Source organism: Novispirillum itersonii (assembly GCF_014205675.1).
GTDB classification, from domain to species: Bacteria; Pseudomonadota; Alphaproteobacteria; order Rhodospirillales; family Rhodospirillaceae; genus Novispirillum; species Novispirillum itersonii_A.
Window position 1 is genome coordinate 15,672 of the sequence record NZ_JACIIX010000019.1, and the last position, 18,448, is coordinate 34,119.

9 protein-coding genes are annotated in these 18,448 nt (G+C 66.7%); 3 read left to right on the top strand and 6 right to left on the bottom strand.

From position 1 onward, the window contains the following. Nucleotides 1-9 precede the first annotated feature (9 nt). The 6 genes from FHS48_RS18330 to FHS48_RS18355 are packed head-to-tail and all read right to left on the bottom strand — an operon-like array spanning nt 10 to nt 12,004. Complete coding sequence (locus FHS48_RS18330) at nt 10-1,971, bottom strand: vWA domain-containing protein (RefSeq protein ID WP_221443589.1); 1,962 nt, start codon at nt 1,969-1,971, stop codon at nt 10-12. Between the two features lie 46 nt (nt 1,972-2,017). Further along, complete coding sequence (locus FHS48_RS18335) at nt 2,018-3,127, bottom strand: sel1 repeat family protein (protein ID WP_184265856.1); 1,110 nt, start codon at nt 3,125-3,127, stop codon at nt 2,018-2,020. Then, on the bottom strand, nt 3,117-5,822 hold the full coding sequence (locus tag FHS48_RS18340) for a putative virulence factor (RefSeq protein ID WP_184265859.1): 2,706 nt from the start codon (nt 5,820-5,822) through the stop codon (nt 3,117-3,119). Before FHS48_RS18340 ends, FHS48_RS18335 begins: the two co-directional genes overlap by 11 nt. Nucleotides 5,823-5,840: 18 nt before the next feature. Further along, nucleotides 5,841-8,849 carry a virulence factor SrfB gene (locus FHS48_RS18345; protein ID WP_184265862.1) on the bottom strand — a complete coding sequence of 1,003 codons (3,009 nt, stop codon included), beginning with the start codon at nt 8,847-8,849 and terminating at the stop codon, nt 5,841-5,843. Between the two features lie 10 nt (nt 8,850-8,859). Then, nucleotides 8,860-10,296 carry an SrfA family protein gene (locus FHS48_RS18350; protein WP_184265865.1) on the bottom strand — a complete coding sequence of 479 codons (1,437 nt, stop codon included), beginning with the start codon at nt 10,294-10,296 and terminating at the stop codon, nt 8,860-8,862. A 58-nt stretch (nt 10,297-10,354) separates the two neighbouring features. Beyond that, entirely contained in the window at nt 10,355-12,004 is a 1,650-nt protein-coding gene (locus FHS48_RS18355; RefSeq protein ID WP_184265868.1) for a VWA domain-containing protein, read from the bottom strand. Nucleotides 12,005-12,360: 356 nt separating this feature from the next. On the opposite strand from FHS48_RS18355, the gene FHS48_RS18360 reads away from it, so the two are divergent. The 3 genes from FHS48_RS18360 to FHS48_RS18370 are packed head-to-tail and all read left to right on the top strand — an operon-like array spanning nt 12,361 to nt 18,427. Then, the gene (locus FHS48_RS18360) at nt 12,361-13,620 is read left to right on the top strand and encodes an NHLP bacteriocin system secretion protein (protein ID WP_184265871.1); all 1,260 of its coding nucleotides are present in this window, start codon (nt 12,361-12,363) and stop codon (nt 13,618-13,620) included. Further along, nucleotides 13,620-15,845 (top strand): NHLP family bacteriocin export ABC transporter peptidase/permease/ATPase subunit, encoded by a 2,226-nt coding sequence (locus FHS48_RS18365; RefSeq protein WP_260402575.1) that lies wholly within the window; start codon nt 13,620-13,622, stop codon nt 15,843-15,845. Before FHS48_RS18360 ends, FHS48_RS18365 begins: the two co-directional genes overlap by 1 nt. Further along, complete coding sequence (locus FHS48_RS18370; protein ID WP_184265873.1) at nt 15,845-18,427, top strand: NHLP bacteriocin export ABC transporter permease/ATPase subunit; 2,583 nt, start codon at nt 15,845-15,847, stop codon at nt 18,425-18,427. The genes FHS48_RS18365 and FHS48_RS18370 overlap by 1 nt, the downstream gene beginning before the upstream one ends. Nucleotides 18,428-18,448: the final 21 nt, after the last annotated feature.

An 18,448-nucleotide genomic window follows, 5' to 3' on the forward strand; every position in this document is an offset into this window, starting at 1 on the left:
AAGCCGGGCTCAGGGCATTGCATCCAGCGGCACCGGATAGACCGCCTCGCCGGGATCAGCCCCGCCATCCAACGCCACCCAGCGGCTGACGTCGTCGTGGTAGATCTGGTACAGGCGCAGCTTCCGCTGCAACTCATCAAGGAAGACCTGCTGCTGCGAGATGCTCCAGCTCGACCAGGTTTCCTGATCAAGATCCAGCACCTTGCTGCGGTACGGCAGATCATCGAGGTATTCGCCCATCAGGCCCAGATCAGCCAGCTTCTGGGCATTAGGGGCGTTGATTGCATTGGGGTCCCGCCCCAGTGTCGCCGCCGCCGAACGCATCCGGGCGAAGAAATCCTTGGGCGAAAGCTGCGCCGCCTGCCCGGCATCCAGAATGCTCTTCACCACCTGCTGCATGTCGGACAGCTGGTTTTTGGTCAGCAGCACCCGCACTTCGGTGGTGGCAACGTCCGGCTTGACCAGATCACGGTCGCTGATCCACGCCGAGAACAGTGGCGGAGCCCGCGTGCCTTCGGTACGGCCAAGCCACGCCAGCTTCATGGCATGGCCCAGCAGGGCCGCATCATCCTTGACCTGATCGCCGGTTTCCTTGCTGGCCGACAGCGCCGATCCGGCCACTTCCTCGCCCCGGGCGCTGGCGTTGACCTGATCGACAATCGCATCAGAGAGACTGTCGACAATCTTGCCAAAGGCATCAACCGACCCGGATTCCACCGGATAATACAGCGGATGCGGCACCAGCGGATGGGTGGTCAGGGCCTTATACTGGGCTTCGGCCTCGGCATGGTTGGCCTTGCCCTCCGGCGTGCGCAGATGCATGGCATACAGGGCCACGCCCCGGTGCTGGGCTTCCAGCCGCACCTGTTCGGCATCCAGCCTGGTGCCCGACAGCGGGTCATTGCCGCGCAGTGCCCCGGCATCGGTGATCAGCACCACGTAGCGGCCGCCGAAGTTGGCCCAGTCGACCTTATCCAGCGCCGTCATCACCCCGGAATAGGCATCCTCGGAGAACCGGGCCGACGACACCGTCGCCTGCTTCAGGCCGGAAACCTTGTCGAGAAACTCCTTCCCCGATTTAACCTGATTGGGATCGGCATACAGGCGCGACACATATTCCAGCGCCGGGGCCTTATCGATGTTGGAGCGGAAAGCGACCATGCCAAACCGCACCTTGTCAGCCAGACCGGCCTTTTCGATCCGGTCGTAGATCCGCTTCACCGCATCGCGGGTGCGGTCGATATACGGCCCCATCGAGATGGTGGAATCGATGACAAACACCACAGAGGCCGAGAAATTCCGCAGTCCGTTGGCTTTCGGGGCGGCGGCCTTGTCGGCCTTGGCCTCCTGCTGGGTCACCGACGCCACTTCCAGCAGCCGCATGCGGTGGCCGCTGGCAGCAAAGGTTTCCTCCGCCGACAGGATCGGCAGCAGATAGAACTGCTTGTTCAGGTCAACGTAGGTTTCCGGCTCGATCGACACCACCGCAGGGTCGGTCTTCCCCGCTGCCACCGTCTTCCGCAGCGGGGCCAGTGTCGCCGCCGGATTATCGGCGTTCACCAGCGTTGCCAGTGTGTCGCGGTCCTTAAACAGCAGGGAACGGTCCCGCCCCGCCGGATTGGTGAAGGCCAGCGTCATCTGCTGCTTCCACGGCAGGGTATAATCGGCGGCAATCCAGCCATCGGTCTGGCCTTTGGCGGTCAAGCCGACCTCCAGCCAGTCCGCCCCGTTTTTCTGAACACGGCCATAGACGTACAGACGGGTCAGCGCCGGTTGCGGCTTTCCGGCGGTGCCTGCCGGGTCCTTCACCAACTGGGCACCGGGGCGGGTCAGCACCCGCTGATACAGGGTCTTTTTCCCCTCCATCAGCAACGGCGCCCGCGCCGCTTCCGCCGACGATATATTCCATGCCCCGGCCAGCAGCACCGCCGCCATCAGGCACGCTTTCCCCATCGACGAAACCATCCGCATTCCGGCGTCTCCTGTCATTCTCCGGCCCTGAGCGGGACCGGTCTCGTTATTTCAGCGCGGCGGCCGCCTCGGCATCTCCGGCATCGGCGGCTTTTTTCAGCCACTCCTTCGCCTTGTCGGTCTGCGGGCCACTGCCCCCCGGTTCCATCGCCTTCAGCACCAGCCCCAGACGACGCTGTGCCTCGACATTGCCCGCCTGCGCCGCCGGTTCGTACCAGAAGGCGGCGGTTTCGGCATCGGCCTGCGGCAGCGGACTGGTGGCGGCACTCCACGTTGCCGGATCATACATCTTGCCCAGCGCCAGACCGGCCTCCGGGCTGCCCTGCCGCGAGGCCTGCTGCCATGCCAGCATCGCCAGATCCAGCTTGCCGCGTGTGGTCAGGTCCTGCGCCGTGGTGATGATCTCAGCCGCCGCCGGGTTGCCGCCCAGATAACGGGCCAGATCCTCGCGGGTGTTGATCGCCGATGCCGGGGCCTGCGCATCGGTAGCCGCCGGTTTCGCCCCTCCCAGCAGACTGTCGAGCAGGCCAAACTTCCACGCCGCCCCACCGCCGAGGATCAGCAACACCAGAAGACCGATCAGCAACGGCAGCAGCGGGGATTTCGGCTTTTCCGGCAGCGGGTCGCGGGCCGGGGCGATCAGCTCCGGCGGTTCCTCCCGCAGCGGCGGCTCGATCCTCTGCGGGTTCGGCTCGGGCAGCAGCGGCTCCGGCTCGGGGATCAGTTCCTCCGCCATCACCGGCGGGGGCGGAGGCGGGGGGGGCATCACCGGCTCCGGGGCTTCGCCCCGGGCGAAGGACGGCGGCAGCGGCTGCACCAGTGACAGCGACGACATCTCCGGCCCGGCCGCCCCATAAGTGACCCACATCCGCAGGCGCACATTGTTCGGCAACTGCGCCAGCGGATCGAACAGGGTCGGCCCCAGCGGCACCACCGCCACCGCCCCATCCCAGCCGGGAGCAGGCAGGATCTGCGACACCTCTTCTGCCTGCCACGCCCCGGTGCTGGTCAGATAGCGTCCGCCCTGCTGGTTCTGCATGATCCGCACCGACAGCGGTTCCAGCGGATCCAGATCCGGGGTCAGGCCGGAGATCCGCAGCAGACCGTGGCCGGGGCCACGCCGGACATCAGCGATCAGTTCACTCTTAAGCGGCATGATGACGGATCAACTCCAAGATCTGGCCCAGACGCTGGTTCTGTTCCGGGGTCAGTTCACTGCCGGCGGCATGCCCGGCATTGCCCATGGCAAGGCTGGTGAAGGCATCCAGCCAGTCAAGGATATACAGGGCCGGATAGTTCATCGGCTGCGGCCCCAGCACCGGCAGCGCCTGCCCCAGGGACGGCGGCGGCTGGAACAGCTTCCGCCCGGCCAGCCGCGAGGAGGCCGGACGCTTGTCCAGCGGCAGCACATCCTGCCCCAGCGTATCAATGAAGCCGTTGAGCACCGAAGATACCACCGCCACCTGCCGCCCGATCAGATCGCTGCGGGTGGCCCCGGCGCGGTCCTCGGCCTCGGCCAGCAGGGCGGTCAGCCGCTCTTCCAGCCGCAGCCGCAGCGCACCGGTGACCAGTTCATCCGTCACCGCCTGAAGCGTTGCCTCATCAAGCCCAAGGAAGCGGTGCAGAGCCGGATCTTCCGGCATCGACCGCAGATGCCGCAGCCAGCCGGACATCACCGCCTGCGCGAACCGCGACGCCCGGTTGCCCGCCGCCGAAACCTCCTGCGGCGGCGGCGACAGCACCGCCTCAGCCCCGAACCCGGACAGATCCAGCGACAGGAAACTGCCCCCGCCAAACGGGGCCGGGGCCTCCACCGCGGCCTTACCGGAGGCCGGGGGCGGCGGCACATCCGCGTCAGCCTCTGCCTTGCCATACAGGTCGCGGATGGTCCGGGACGGCAGATGCAGGGCCGTCAGCAGTTCGGCAAACAGAGCGGCGCGGGCCGCCAGCGCCGCCGTCACCGTCTGGGCCACCTGCTGCTTCTGGGCCACCGCATCGGCCCCGTCGGCCCGGTAATAGCTGCCAAGGGCGGATTCGGTCAGGCTGGCCTGAAGATGGGTGACCTGTTCGTTGATCCGCTCCAGCTTCAGTTCACGCCGTGCCACCTGCTGGAGATAACCGGTCAGACGCCCCATGCCGCCGTCGTCCAGCGCCATCATCGCGTCCCATGCCTCCCCGGCATCGGAGAAATGGCGGTTGACGCTGTCATCCCCGACAAAGGTTTCCCGCATCTGCCCCATGCGGGCCTGCTGATTGGCAACGATCTCCACTTCCCGGCCATGGGCATCGGTGCCGATCACCCCGGCGGCCATGCCCGGCTTGCGGACCAGAAACAGGTTGTTGAACGACTGCCCCGGTGCCCACTTATCCAGCCAGTCGAACTGCTCAAACTTCTCCCGCAGGGTCAGGCGCATCATGCCATGCCAGCCGGAGCGGATCAGGTCCAGCGTCTCATCCGGGCGCGGGGCCAGACGGACGTCAAACATGGTGATCGCCCACACCAGCCCCGGCAGACGGCGGGCACGCTCTTCCGGCGTCGCCCCCTGCGTGGAGTTGATCCAGCTTTCCAGCGCCGGGCCAAGGTCGTTGACGTCGGACTGCTTATGGCAGGGGGTGCACATCACCAGAACGTTCATTTCCTGATCGTCGGTGTAGCGCTCAAACAGATAGGCCACCTTGCCGCGCAGGATCAGCTCGGCGACCGGATCCCGGCCTTCCAGCTTTTCCGCCACTTCCCGCAGGCTGGTCACCTTCAGGCGGCCCCGGTAGCCGGGAAAATCGAGCAGATCGACCTGATCGAGCATCGGCGCCATCGGCGGCTCCGCCAGCTCAAAGGTCATTTCCCGCGACAGCGCCGCCAGCAGGGAACGGGCCAGCGTCACCGGCCCCCCCGCTCCACCATCGGGGCCGGTCAGCGGCACCAGCGAGACCTGATCACCATCATCCCGCCCCAGCCGGGACAGCATATCCACGTTCATGATGCTGTCGGCCTGCGACAGCCCGCCACCATCCGGGCGCACCAGCGCCCCCAGCTCCGCCAGAACGGTGGCGGCATGCCCCACCCGCTGCAACCCGTCGCGCAGACGCAGATAGGCCGCCGTCAGTTCCGGGATGCCGCCCCACAGCAGGCCGAACAGCGTGGCCCGGTCCTGCGGGGACAGGCGCGGGGCCAGATCCATCGCCTTCGGCCAGAACGTCGCCTGATAGGCCTGCATCGGAATCGGGAACCGCCGCAGGAAGTAGTCCATCACATCGACCACATCCTCCGGCGCCATCCCCGGGGTCGGGGCGGGCAGCACCCGGCGGGCCAGATCGGCCAGCACCGCCTGCATTTCGTCCGCCTTCGGGGCCAGCGCCGCCTTCTGGTGATCGAAATCCATGAAGAAGGAATTGCCGATGATCTTCAGCAGATCCGGTTCACTCAACAGATCCAGCCGCACCGGAAACCCGCTGACGCTGCTGCGGGTCTGGCGGGTAAAGCGGGTGACGATGCCGGTGGCTTCCTTGCCGCCGCCCGGCGGGTTGATGTGGGAGATGAAGTTGAGGCGGTGACCGTCCATCACCGTTTCCAGCGCGCCGTTGGCCGAGCGCGCCAGCACCGAAATCAGGTAGGACTTCCCCGCCTGCGACAGGCCGAAGAACCCGACCGCCATCGGCCGGGCCGCCGCCCCCTGCAACCGCCGCGCCAGCACCTTGCCCCGGCGCAGCCGTTCAATCAGACCGGCGGCATCGCGGTCCAGACGCGGGCTGTCCGCCTTGGTGGCACTGACCCAGTCCACACCCTGCCCGGTGCCATCGACAATGGCGGCACAGCGGCCCACCAGCGCATCGGCAGAAACTGATCCTGTCATTCTCTCGTCCTCCCCCCGTCAACGCACAATGGTGCCGCTGTCCAGCCAGTGGCTGGTTTCACCGACCCCACGGGTCAGCAGCGTGCACAGGCGCAGGGTCAGGGTATCGCGGGCCATGGTGGACCCGCCCCGGCTGCTGATCTGTTTGATTTCAAGGCGGTCGATCCCCTTCTTGATCACCCGCCGCAGGGATACTTCCAGCACCATCGGGCCGTCGCCATCTTCCTCCTGCGCCGGTTTATCGCCGTACAGGGTGGCCCGGGCCTTCTGGTTGCCGGTGTTGAACTCGATCAGATACAGCGGACTGGCCCCCCAGCGCGGCGACGACAGTTGCCGGAAGCCAAGATTCATCCGGCCGCGCACCTCAAACACCGTCTCTTCCGGGAACGGGGTGTCCGGATTGTCCAGAGTGAGGTCGGCGTAATAGACATCCTCGGTCTTAATGGTCTGGGCATGGTCCATCAGCCCGATATAGCGGACCGTGGAATAGAGTTTGAAGGTATTGGCGCGGAAGAAGAAATTGGGAATCCGCCCCTGCCCCAGCACACACAGCATCGCCCCGACCGCCGCCGTGGTCTTGGGGTCGGCGATGTGGCCGTTGTGGTGGAACGGGTACCACACCCCGGTGCGGTAGTTGTGCAGCGGCACCACCCGCTCCGGCGGCAGGGCCAGCAGGCCCCGGAACAGCGATTCCACCCCCGGCAGCCGAGACGGCCGGCCGGAAATCAGCAGCACGTCACAGTCATACAGATAGGCGATTTCGCACAGGGCCTTGATCGGCTTCACGATCTCCATCTGGTCGGTGATGAACAGCCGGTGCAGGCGGTTCATATCGACACTGACCGGCACGGTCAGCAGGTCAAACGGTTCCCGCCCCGGGCCGATCACCCGCCGGACCCCGGCGGCGAAGTACTCCAGCACCTCCGGCGATGGCTGATCACGCCCGGCCAGCAGGCTGCGCAGGGTCTCGGTGCGCGGCTCCGCCCCCTGACGCGGCTGGAACTGTTCGTATTCCTTCAGCAGGGCCAGACCGGCGGGATACAGTACCTGCAACGCCAGCTGCTGGCGCAGCACCATATCCTGCACAATCCCCGCTTCCGCCCCGATCAGGCGCGACAGCAGCGACGCCGGATCGGCGACCCCAAAGGCCGTCAGCGCCTGTTCCAGCGCCGGGACGATCAGCTTCTGAATGGTATCGTGGACGATATCGTCCCCGGCCACTTTGAAACCGTCGCGGAACACCTGTTCCGGCAGAATGTAGACGTTCCCGCCGCTGCCGTTATCCAGCGTGTAGTCGTTGATCACCAGATCGGTGGTGCCGCCGCCGATGTCGATCGACGCCACCCGCACCCGGCGGTCATCCGCCGTCGCCCCGCCGCGCGGACGCCGCAGCACCTTGAAGAAATCTTCCGGACGGCCGCCGAAATTGTTGGCGCATTCGGAATACAGGTACACCACCTGCGCACAGGTCGCCTCATCCCACTGGATGCGCACCCCCGGCAGACGCGGCCATGCCTTGTCGCGGTCTTCCTGCGTTTCCAGCGGGCAGACATCCGGGTGCCAGCCCAGCGCCTTCCACACCAGCCCGACCGCCTGCCGCAGCCGTTCCTCGAAAATCTGCCGTTCGGTGGTCGGCATCGACGGCGGCACGGTCAGGATCACCGTCCGCAGCTGGCGCGGCAGGTTGGCATGGCTCATCTTCATACGCTGGCCGGGGCTGTTGATCTGGCACAGGGCCTGCACCAACACTTCCGCCAGCATGAAGGTCATCAGCGAGCTGCGGCTGTAATGGGGCACAAACACCTGCAACTGCTCTTCCGGCGGCAGGGTGTGCAGGGCCACGCCCTCATCATTGATCAGGTCACCGAACGGGGTGGCGGTGGCCAGCGGTTCACTCTCCGCCTTGTTGAAGGCGATGTTGAAGCGCCAGCCCGGCTGATAGGGGGCCTCGTCCCACAGGTACCGCTTCGGGCTGGACAGGCCGGTGGAGCCTTCCGTTCCCCGGCGGCGGGCTGCCAGCCGGGCCGCTTCCGGGCCGACACGGGCAATGGTCGGCCACACAAAGGCATCGGCCCGTCCGGACTGGACTGACTGTTCTACCTTGCCGAAGGTGGCCTCAGCGAATTCCAGACGGCTCTCAAACGGTTCCTTATGCACGCAGTGCGGGCGGGTCAGGTCGCGCAGTTCCAGCTCGTAACGGGTTTTCAGGCCGTCGCCCTGCTGCGGGTGGTCCTCGATCAGGATGCCAAAGGTGCGCGAGTTGCCGACATCCAGCACCATATCGACCGGGATCGGCCGGTGAATATCATCCGGGCGGTTGGACAGCAGGCGGATGCGCGGCGGGGCCGCCTTTTCGCCCAGCAGCCACAGGATATTCAGGTAGTGGGCAAAATACCGGTGCTGGCGGGCATTCTCGGCAATGTCATCCACATCCAGCCGCGACCGGGTCTCGGCCTCGCTGACCTGCTGGCGCAGCCAGTCGGTCACCCACTTCTGTTCGCAGAACCACGCCGCATCCTGCCCCCGCCACGCCAGTTCAAAACGGGCCCCGGACTCGACATCCTTCAGGCTGGGGGTCAGATAGGCCGCACCGGACACCTCGGTATCATAGACCGTGGTGTCGAAGGCCAACACCACGCGGTGGGTGTAGCCATCACGGTCCTCGCCCGGCGGCAGGGCCACAATCCGCGCCCGCGCCCAGTTGGCCGGGCCCCGCACGAAGCTGCCGCCCTGCCGCAGCAGGAACGGCACCGGCAGCCACACATCCGACAACAGCTTCAGGGTATCGGCAACCCCGGTTTCCAGGGCTTCCACCGGGGTGGTCAGCACCCGGGTCGCCGGATGGACCGTGCCGCCGCGCACCGGATCATCCTCCAGCCGCACCAGCGCCGGGCTGCCTTCGATCCGCGCGAACTGGCCCGGCACCTCCTTCTTCAGATCAAGCGTCAGGCCAAAATCCATGAACTGGACCCCGGTGCGCATGATCAGGGTGGCGTCTTCCTCGAAGCGGATTACTTCTGCCAGCATCCCCGGTTCCTCACTGACCAATCACAACATCAAACTTGGTGCCATCGGCATTGGTGCCCTTGCAGGACGCCCGCCCGTCAGCCCCCGGCACACAGTCGACCTTGGCCTTGCCAAAGCCGCCGCCATCCGGACAGACCGCATCCTGAAGGTCGATCTGCATCTGCTTGCCCTGCATCGACGCCTGCGCCGGAGCCTTGCAGACCGTACCGTCATGGCGGGTCACTGCCGCCGTACCCTTGCCGTTTTCAAAGGTGTATTCCATTTCCACCGGCAGGCCGGTGGCACTGTCGACCAGCCCGGTGCGCGACCGCCACTTGCCGTTCAGGAAGTCCATATTGCCATTGGTCCCGGCATCCGGCGGCAAAACCAGCGGCTTCAGCGGCTCCTGCCCCGGTTTTTTGGGGTCAACCGGCTTCTGCTCCGCCTGCGGCGGCACCTCGGGTTTCTTCGGCTCCACCGGTTTCTGCTCCGGTTTCACCTCGGGCTTGGGGTCAGGCTTGGCCTCGGGCTTCGGCTCCGGCTTCACGGGCGGCAGCACCGCATCCGGCTTTTTGGCCTCCGGCATCAGCTCCGGGGCCGTCACCTTCGGGTCAGCCTGCACCGTCCCGTCCGGGCCGACAACCCCCACCCCGGGGATCACGGTCCCCGGAACGGCCCCCGGCAGGACCATACCGGGCACCACCTTTTTCGGATCCACCGGCAGCTCCGGCTTTTTCTCCGGCTCCGGCCCGAGGGTCACCGGACCGATGCCCGGCAGATCCAGCACCACCGGTGTCGCACAACCGCGCAGCAGGAACAGCAGCAGAAGCAACAGCAGGAGAAGCGGCAGCAGCCACAGCAGCCAGCGCCACCACGGGCGGCGCGGTTCCTCCACCACCGGCGGCGGAACCACGGCAGCGGGCGGCGGCGGGGGTGGCGGAGCCACCGGACGGGTCAGCACCAGATCCCGGATGGTATCCGCCGTCGACGCGGCATTGATATGGGTGAAGCCCCAGAAGGTCACCACCGGCGCGCCATCGACCAGATAGATATGGCTGTCATCGGGAATCTGGAGCCCGAACGGCAGCAGGCGGATGAAGACTTCCTGATCCTTGCTCGGGGCCGTCACCTTCGACAGATTTTCTGCCAGCTGCGCCGCCCGTGCCTGCAATTTGTCCCGCGCCGCCTGCAACAGCGGCAGGGCCTCCTGCTTTTCCTCGAACGAGGCCGAAGACCATGGCACCACCATCGCGCCCTTCTCGGCGTACCAGTCGATGGTGTCGCCGCGCTCATTGATCTGCGGGATCGCCATCAACGCGGCGACATCCTCGCCCAACTGACGGCGGATCGTCGCCCGCAACTGCGGCGCCGAGGCAAAGACCGGGCTGCCAACGCTGCCCAGCGCATTGAAATCCCGCAACATTCCGGTCCGCAGCAGCGGTCCGGCAACAGTTGGACGACCCGACATGCGCATCAACTCCCCTGCTTCCACAGTGTATTACAGATTATCCGGGACATCCGGTGCCTTACGGGCATCCCGGCGGACGCGGAGCCTGATCGGTGGCCCGCAGCATCAGATCGTCCCAGTTCTCACCCTCACGCGGCATCAGCACACGTCCACCGCTGATTTCAGCCATACACTTCCCGGTCCCTGATCCATCAACGGAGATCACGTTGATCTTCAGGTTCGGCTTCTTCTGCTTCAGGGCCCGTGCCACCGCGCAGGGATCACCGCCACAGCTGTCTTCGCCATCGCTGACCACCACAATGGTTCCCGGCACCGTCACGCCATCGATCATGTTTCCGGCGCGTTCCAGACCGCGTGCCAGCGGGGTGCCTTCCTGCGTCTGGATCTTCTGCACCTGCGCCACCATCTGCGGACGCTCGGCGTTGCTGAAGAACTTGTAGTTATCAGTGCCTTCGCAGCGGCCAAACACCAGCAGGCCGAGATCCACTTCCGGCGGAATGGTCCGGGTCAGATCCCCGACCGAGTCCTTGGCCACCTCCAGACGGCTGCCCTTACCGCCGGTCAGGCGGGCCCGGGCCGTCGGATCCCCCATCGCCGCCCGCTTGGCCAGCGCCCGGGCATCGGCATTGCTCAGGGTGGCGGGCAGCCCCATGCTGCCAGATGCATCCAGCAGGATCGCCACTTCCGGCTTTTCCCACGCCTTCGGCTTCGGCGGGCAGGCCTGCGCCTGCTGCTTCGGAGGATCCTGTTTTGCCGGTTCCGGCTTGGGAGCCTCCTGCTTCGGCGGTTCCGGCTTGGTTGGCACCGGCTTCTTTTCCGGCTTCGGAGGGTCCTGTTTTGGGGGCTCCGGCTTCGGGGGTTCCGGTTTCTTCGGTTCCTCCTTCACCGGCGGAAACGGATCGGGTTCCTTCGGCAGCTCTTTCGGCAACACCTCGGGGGCCGGACAGGCATCCAGCCGCTTCTGGAGGTCCTCTTCCGCCTTCCGGATCTTTTCCTTCAGGTCAGACAGATCTTCCGGCTTTTTCGGCTCTTCCTGCTTCGGCGGATCGTCTTTCTTCGGCTCCGGCAGCGGCGGCTGCTCCTGACAGGACCGCAGGAAATAAAGAAGAGCCGCCAGCAGAAGAAGCAATGGCAGCAACCACAGCAGCCAGCGTCCCCACGGGCGACGGGCCGCCGTCTCCGCCACCGCTGCGGCAGCCGGAGCCGCAGCCGCAGCCGCAGCAACCGGGGCAGCGGCAGGAACGGCAGCAGCGGCAGGAACGGCAGCAGCGGCAGGCAGGGCCCCATGACAGCCCCAGCCGACGATCACCGGCTCGCCGTTCTGCACGTAAATCTGTTCCGTCGCCGGTTCGACCGCCATCCGCGTCACCCGGTCAGCATTGGCGGTGTCGCCGCTCTGACCCAGACGGGTGGCGATCAGCTGCACCTGTTCCAGCCGTTCCCGCAGGCGGATCAACACCGGGGCCTGTTCCGCCGGACTGAGGGAGGACAGCAGCACCGGCTGCCCCGGCAGCGACGAACACCAGTCAACCGACTGCCCGTCTGCCGTCGGCACCGGCTCGGCGAACAGGGCGACGGTGACATCAGGCAGCAGCCGCCCCAGCAGGGAGCGCACCGCCGGATACCCAAGACTCAGCGGCTGGCCCGCCGCATCGGTGGCGGCATATTGGTGGGCTGGCAGACGGCAAAGACGCAGACGGGTGGCCATGGCGCTCTTTCAATTCGGAGAAAAACCGGCAGCGGGCAGGAAAACCGGCCCGGAAAGCAGGCCGGAGAACGGACTCACCAAAGGGTTGCTTACCAGAAGCCCGGCCTGAAAACCAGTTCGCCGTTGGCGTTGTCAGGATTGAGACTTGATAATCCACGCTCTTTCCGTCAGACCGGAAGGCGGGCGCACCGCCCGGCACTCCCGGCGGGGGACTCCCCGGTCAGGGCAATCAACCGTGATTGAAAAAACCCAGCGCCGGTTTGACCCGCCCCCGGTTTGCCCGCAGCGTTGCCGCTCTGGTTTCCTGCCCTGCTTTCTGCCCACCCGATATCCCTGATCTTTACCCTGAGGCCACAATGACACGTCAGGTTTTCCGGCAGGCCGCACTGGACCGGCTGGCCTCCCCCGAACAGCTTGACAAGCTGGTGACCCTGACCGACCCGCGCGGCTGGATTGCCCTGAGCACGGTCGGGGTGCTGACCGCGGCCACCATCCTGTGGGGCTTTCTCGGTACCCTGCCGACCACGGTGAAGGGACAGGGGATCCTGCTGTCAGAAAAAGGCCGCCTGAGTGATGCCATGGCCCCGGCCGGGGGCACGCTGGCCGCCATCCTGCCCGGCGTCGGCGACAGCGTGACCGAAGGACAGGTGATCGCCCGGATCAGTCAGGGCAACCTTGTGCAGCAGATCCGCAATCTGGATGACCTGATCGCCGAACGTCAGGCCGAACTGGCCCGCAAGAAGGATGGCTTCGCCCGCGAACAGGCGATCAAGCAGCGTAACCTTGACCAACGCCGTCAGGCCCTGACCCAGACACTGGATGCCGCCAACCAGCACGCCAGCTACCTTCAGTCGCTGCTGACCCAGCTGGAGCAGATGGCGGCACAGGGGATTTCCACCCGCCAGCGGGTGCAGGAAACCCGGACAGAACTGTCCAAGGCCCAGCGGGAAGCCGCCAGCGCCCGCTCCGACCTGCTGCGGCTGGATGCCGAGGCGCTTGAGACCAAACTGCGGCAGGAGAGCGAGCTGACCGAGCTGGACGCCCGCATCAACGATGCCGCCCGCCAGAAGCGGGAACTGACCGCCCGCCTTGACGAACAGTCGGTCGTCACCGCCCCGGCCACCGGACGGGTGATCGAGGTCAAGCGCTCCACCGGGACGATCATCGGCGTCGGGGAGCCGGTGCTGACCATCGAAAGCGGCAGCACCCGCCTGAAAACCGTGGTGTTCGTCGGCACCGAGGACGGCAAGAAGATCCACCCCGGCATGATGGTGCGGATTACCCCTGACACCGTGAAGAAAGAGGAATGGGGCAGCCTGACCGCCAGCGTGCGCGATGTGTCGGAATTCCCCGTCACCACCACCGGCATGGCCGCCATTCTGCCCAATCCGGGGCTGGTGGAGCTGCTGGCGAAAAAAGGCGCTCCCTACGCGGTGGAGGTCGATCTGAATGCCGACACCGCCAGCCCCAGCGGTTACCGCTGGACCTCCGGGCGCGGGCCGGACATGGTGCTGACCTCCGGCACCACGGTGAAGGCCGATGTGACGGTGGAACGCCGCCGCCCGATTGATCTGCTGCTGCCTGCCCTGCGCAAACTGACCGGTACCATGCCGTGATGCCCGTCGCCCAGCTTTTCCGGTCAGGTCTGGTGTCCCGGCTGGCATCCCGTCTCAAGGCCCTGACAGACCGCCTGCGGTGGCCCGCGCGGCCGCGCCGGGTCCGGACTCCGTCGATCCTCCAGATGGAGATGGTGGAATGCGGTGCCGCCTCGCTGGCGATGGTGCTGGCCCATTACGGGGCGTGGGTGCCGCTGGAAAAGCTGCGCGAGGAATGCGGCGTCTCCCGCGATGGCAGCAAGGCGTCCAACGTCCTCAAGGCCGCCCGCCGCCATGGTCTGGCCGCCAAGGGGTTCCGCAAGGAAGTCCCCCAGCTTGACGAGCTGCCGCTTCCGGCAATCATCCACTGGAACTTCAATCACTTTCTGGTCTACGAAGGCCGGAAGGGCAACACCCATTACCTGAATGACCCGGCCAAGGGGCCGACCCGCGTCAGCACCGCCGAGGTGGAGGAAGCTTTCACCGGCGTGGTCCTGACCTTCTCCCCGACCGATGAGTTTTCCCGTAAGGGCAGCCGCCCGTCGCTGCTGCCGGTGCTGATCCAGACTCTGCGTGGCTCCGGCTCGGCGATGGCGATGGCGGTCGTCGCCAGCCTGCTGCTGGTGGTGCCGGGCATCCTGCTGCCGACCTTCTCCAAGGTCTTCATCGACAGCGTGCTGGTCGCCCAGATGGAAGACTGGCTGCGGCCCCTGTGTCTGGGCATGGCCCTGACCGCACTGGTGCGGCTGGTGCTGACCACCGTGCAGCAGACCACCCTGCTGAAGCTGGAAGCCCGGCTGGCCTCCGGCATTGCCACCAACTACCTGCACCGCCTGCTGGCCCTGCCGATGGCGTTCTTCCTGCAACGGCAGCCGGGGGATCTGGCCGGGCGTGTCGCCGCCGGGGACCATATTGCCCGGCTGGTCTCGGGGGAACTGGCAACCAATGCCTTCAACGCCGTCTCCCTGCTGTTTTTTGCGGTGGTGATGGCACTGTATGACCCGCTGCTGGCGGCGATCGGCATCGGTCTGGCCTCCGTCAACGTGCTGGCCCTGCGGCGGATCAACCGCAAGCGGGAAGAACAGTCGGGGGCGATGGCGATGGCTCAGGGCAAGCTGGCCGCCGCCACCGTCGGCACCCTCAGCGCCATCGAGACGATCAAGGTTAACGGACTGGAGCAGGAATCCTTCGCCCGCTGGTCCGGCTATCAGGCCAACGCCCTCACCACCGCCCAGACCTTCGGCCTGTCCTCGGCCCTGCTGGGGGTTCTGCCGTCGGTGCTGTCGGGCCTGACCACGGCGCTGATCCTTGGCATCGGCGGATACCGGGTGATGACCGGCGACCTGACCCTCGGCGGACTGGTCGCCTTCCAGACCCTGATGTCGAGCTTTTCCGCCCCGGTGGCGAAACTGATGCAGCTTGGCGGCAACCTTCAGGCGGCGCGGGCCGACCTCAACCGCCTTCAGGATGCCTTCCGCTATCCGCTGCCACCGCCGCTTCCCGCCATGGATCCGCAGACACCGCCGCCGGTGGGCAGCCTTGAATTCCGCTCTGTCACCTTCGGTTACAGCCCGCTCGATCCGCCGTTGCTGGAGGGGATCAGCCTGACCGTGCGGCCCGGTCAGCGGGTGGCGCTGGTCGGCGGCTCGGGCAGCGGCAAAAGCACTCTTGGCCGCCTCGCCGGGGGCCTGTTGCAGCCGTGGAGTGGTGAAATCCTGCTGGACGGGCACCCCCTGACCACTCTGCCCCCGGACCGCACCGCCGCCACCCTTGGTTATGTCGATCAGGATATCTTTCTGTTTGAAGGCAGCGTGCGGGAGAACCTGACCCTGTGGAATCCCCACGCTGATGATGCCGATCTGGTGCAGGCGCTGGCCGATGCCGAAATCCTGACCGAAGTGCAGGACCGGGGCGGACTGGATGACTGCCGGATCAGCGAAGGCGGCAGCAACTTCAGCGGCGGGCAGCGGCAGCGGATTGAACTGGCCCGCGCCCTGTCCACCGACCCGGCCCTGCTGGTGCTGGACGAAGCGACCTCCGCCCTTGATCCGGCCACCGAGAAGGCGGTCGATGATAATCTGCGGCGGCGGGGCTGCACCTGCCTGATCGTCGCCCACCGCCTCAGCACCATCCGCGACTGCGACGAGATCATTGTGCTGCAACACGGAGAGATTATGGAGCGGGGCCGCCACGAGGAGCTGATGGCCCGCAACGGTGATTACGCCCGGCTGGTGGGGACAATGTGATGACACCCGAGTCCCTTCCCCGCGATTTTATCCTGACCGGAGCCACTGCATCCGGCTGGCAGGTGGCGCACGGACGCGTTGATCTGTTCGCGGTCTCCGCCAGCGGACGGCGCCTGCACCTGTTTTCGGTCGGGGCCGGAGACTGCCTGCTGCCGTTCCCCGACAGCGGTCCGGCGGTGATCGCGGTTCCGGCCCTTGAAACCGTGCTGCATCCGCTGGACACCCTCCCGCCGGCAGACACGCTGAACGACTGGCTGGACCATCTGGCGGCCCTGACGCCCGGCACGGCACCACAGGATCCGGCCTTCCCCGCGGTGCTGGCGGCAACGCTTCAGGATCGGCTGGACCGCCGCGACAGCCGCGCCACCGAACGCGAAGAAGGCCGCCGCAGCGCCGCCGACAGCGGAATGGCCGATGGCTTCCGGGCCATTGCCGCCGCCATCGCCGCCCGCCCGGCCCCGCCGCCATCCCTCAGCGAAGCCGGGGCCGACCCCGACGGCACCCTCTATGCCCTTGTCCTGCATGCCTTGCAGGTTCCGGTGCCGCCGCCCCGCCCGGGACAGCGCGGCCTGCCCGCACCCGACCGCCTGAAACAGGCCGGGCTGCGCCTGCGGCCGGTACAGCTGCGCGGGGAGTGGTGGCGGACGGCCTATGGCCCGATGCTGGGCCGCTGCGAGGACCGGACCATTGCCCTGATCCCCGACGGGGCCGGACGCTACCTGCTGCATGATCCGGCGGCTGTGGCCCCGCAGCCGGTGACGGCCGACATCGCGGAAACCCTGTCGGCGGAGGCGGCGCTGGTCTATCCGCGCCTGCCGATGCGGCTGGCCTCCTGGGCGGAAGTGGTCCGCTTTGCCTTTGCCGACGGCGGCCCCGACCGCCGCACCATGATCCTGATCGCCGCCGCCGGGGCCCTGCTGTCGTCAACGGTGCCGGTGGCCTCCGGCTGGCTGTTTGAACACATCATCCCCGCCGCCGCCCTGAATGACCTGTGGCAGATCGCGCTGGCCCTGATCCTGATGGCACTGGGGGCCGGAGCCTTCGAGGCCGCCCGCGCCCTGCTGCTGGTACGGATGGAAGGCCGGGCCGACTGGCGCACCCAGTCCGCGCTGTTTGACCGGCTGCTGCGCCTGCCGGTGGGCTTTTTCAAGGCCTATACCATCGGCGACCTTACTGACCGCGCCCTCAGCGTTCATCATGCCCGGTCGCTGCTGTCCTCCGCCGTTCTCGGCGGCATGGTCGGCATGCTGGTGGCGTTGCCCAGTCTGGGGCTGCTGTTTTTCTATAACGTCAAACTGGCTTTGGTGGCTCTGGCGCTGGTGCTGACCGGATCCCTGCTGACGGCCTTCACCTCCTCGCGGCAGGTGCGGCATGAGGCGTTGAAACTGACACAGGCCGGGCGGGTGCAGGGGCTGGTGCTCCAGCTGCTCAACGGAATCGCCAAGCTGCGGGTTTCTGCCGCCGAACGGCGGGGACTGGGGGCATGGGCCAGCGCCTACGCCCGCCAGCAGCAGCATCTGGTGGCCTCGCAACGCTGGGCCAATGTCACCGAGATCTTCCTGTCGGCCTTCCCGCTGCTGTGTTCGCTGGTGATCTTTGCCTGCGCCGCGTGGTTCCTGAAGGATGCCCTGACGGCGCAGGCCACGGCCGCCGCCACCGACCCAGCCAAGACCGCCCCGGTGATGACCACCGCCGATTTCATCGCCTTCAACACCGCCTTTGGGCAGTTCATCGGGGCGATGACCTCCGGGGTGCTGGCGATCACCGGAGCCTTGGGGGCGATCCCCTATCTTCAGCGCGCCCGGCCGATCATTGACGCGGTGCCGGAATCCACCGGCCAGCGCCGCGACCCCGGCACGCTGAAGGGTGCGATTGAGGCCTCCGGGCTGTCCTTCCGCTACGGCCCCGGAGACCCGCTGGTGCTGGACCGCCTGTCCTTCCGGATCGAGGCCGGGCAGTTCGTGGCGATTGTCGGCACCTCCGGCAGCGGAAAATCCACCCTGCTGCGCCTGCTGACCGGCTTTGAAACACCGTCAGAAGGGGACCTGCGCTTTGACGGCCAGCCGCTGGAGACGCTGGATGTCGATATCCTGCGCCGCCAGATGGGCGTGGTGCTGCAACATGGCCGGGTGATGAGCGGCAGCGTGATGGACAACATCGTCGGCACCTCCGGCCTCGGGCAGGATGAAGCCTGGGATGCCGCGCGGATGGCCGGTCTGGATGCCGACATCACCGCCATGCCGATGGGGATGCACACCGTTCTGCCCGATGGCGGGGCCAGCCTGTCCGGCGGCCAGCGCCAGCGCCTGCTGATCGCCCGGGCGCTGGTGCGGCGCCCGGCCCTGCTGCTGCTGGACGAAGCCACCAGCGCGCTGGACAACCTGACACAGGCAATCGTCTCCGAGACCCTGTCCCGCCTGACCGCCACCCGGATTGTGGTGGCCCACCGCCTCAGCACGATCCGCCACGCTGACCGCATTCTGGTGCTGGACGGCGGACGGCTGGTGGAAGACGGCCCCTATGACACCCTGATGGCCAAAGACGGGGCTTTTGCCGCCCTGGCCCGCCGCCAGCTTCTGTAACGCCTCTCTCAGCCGACAGGA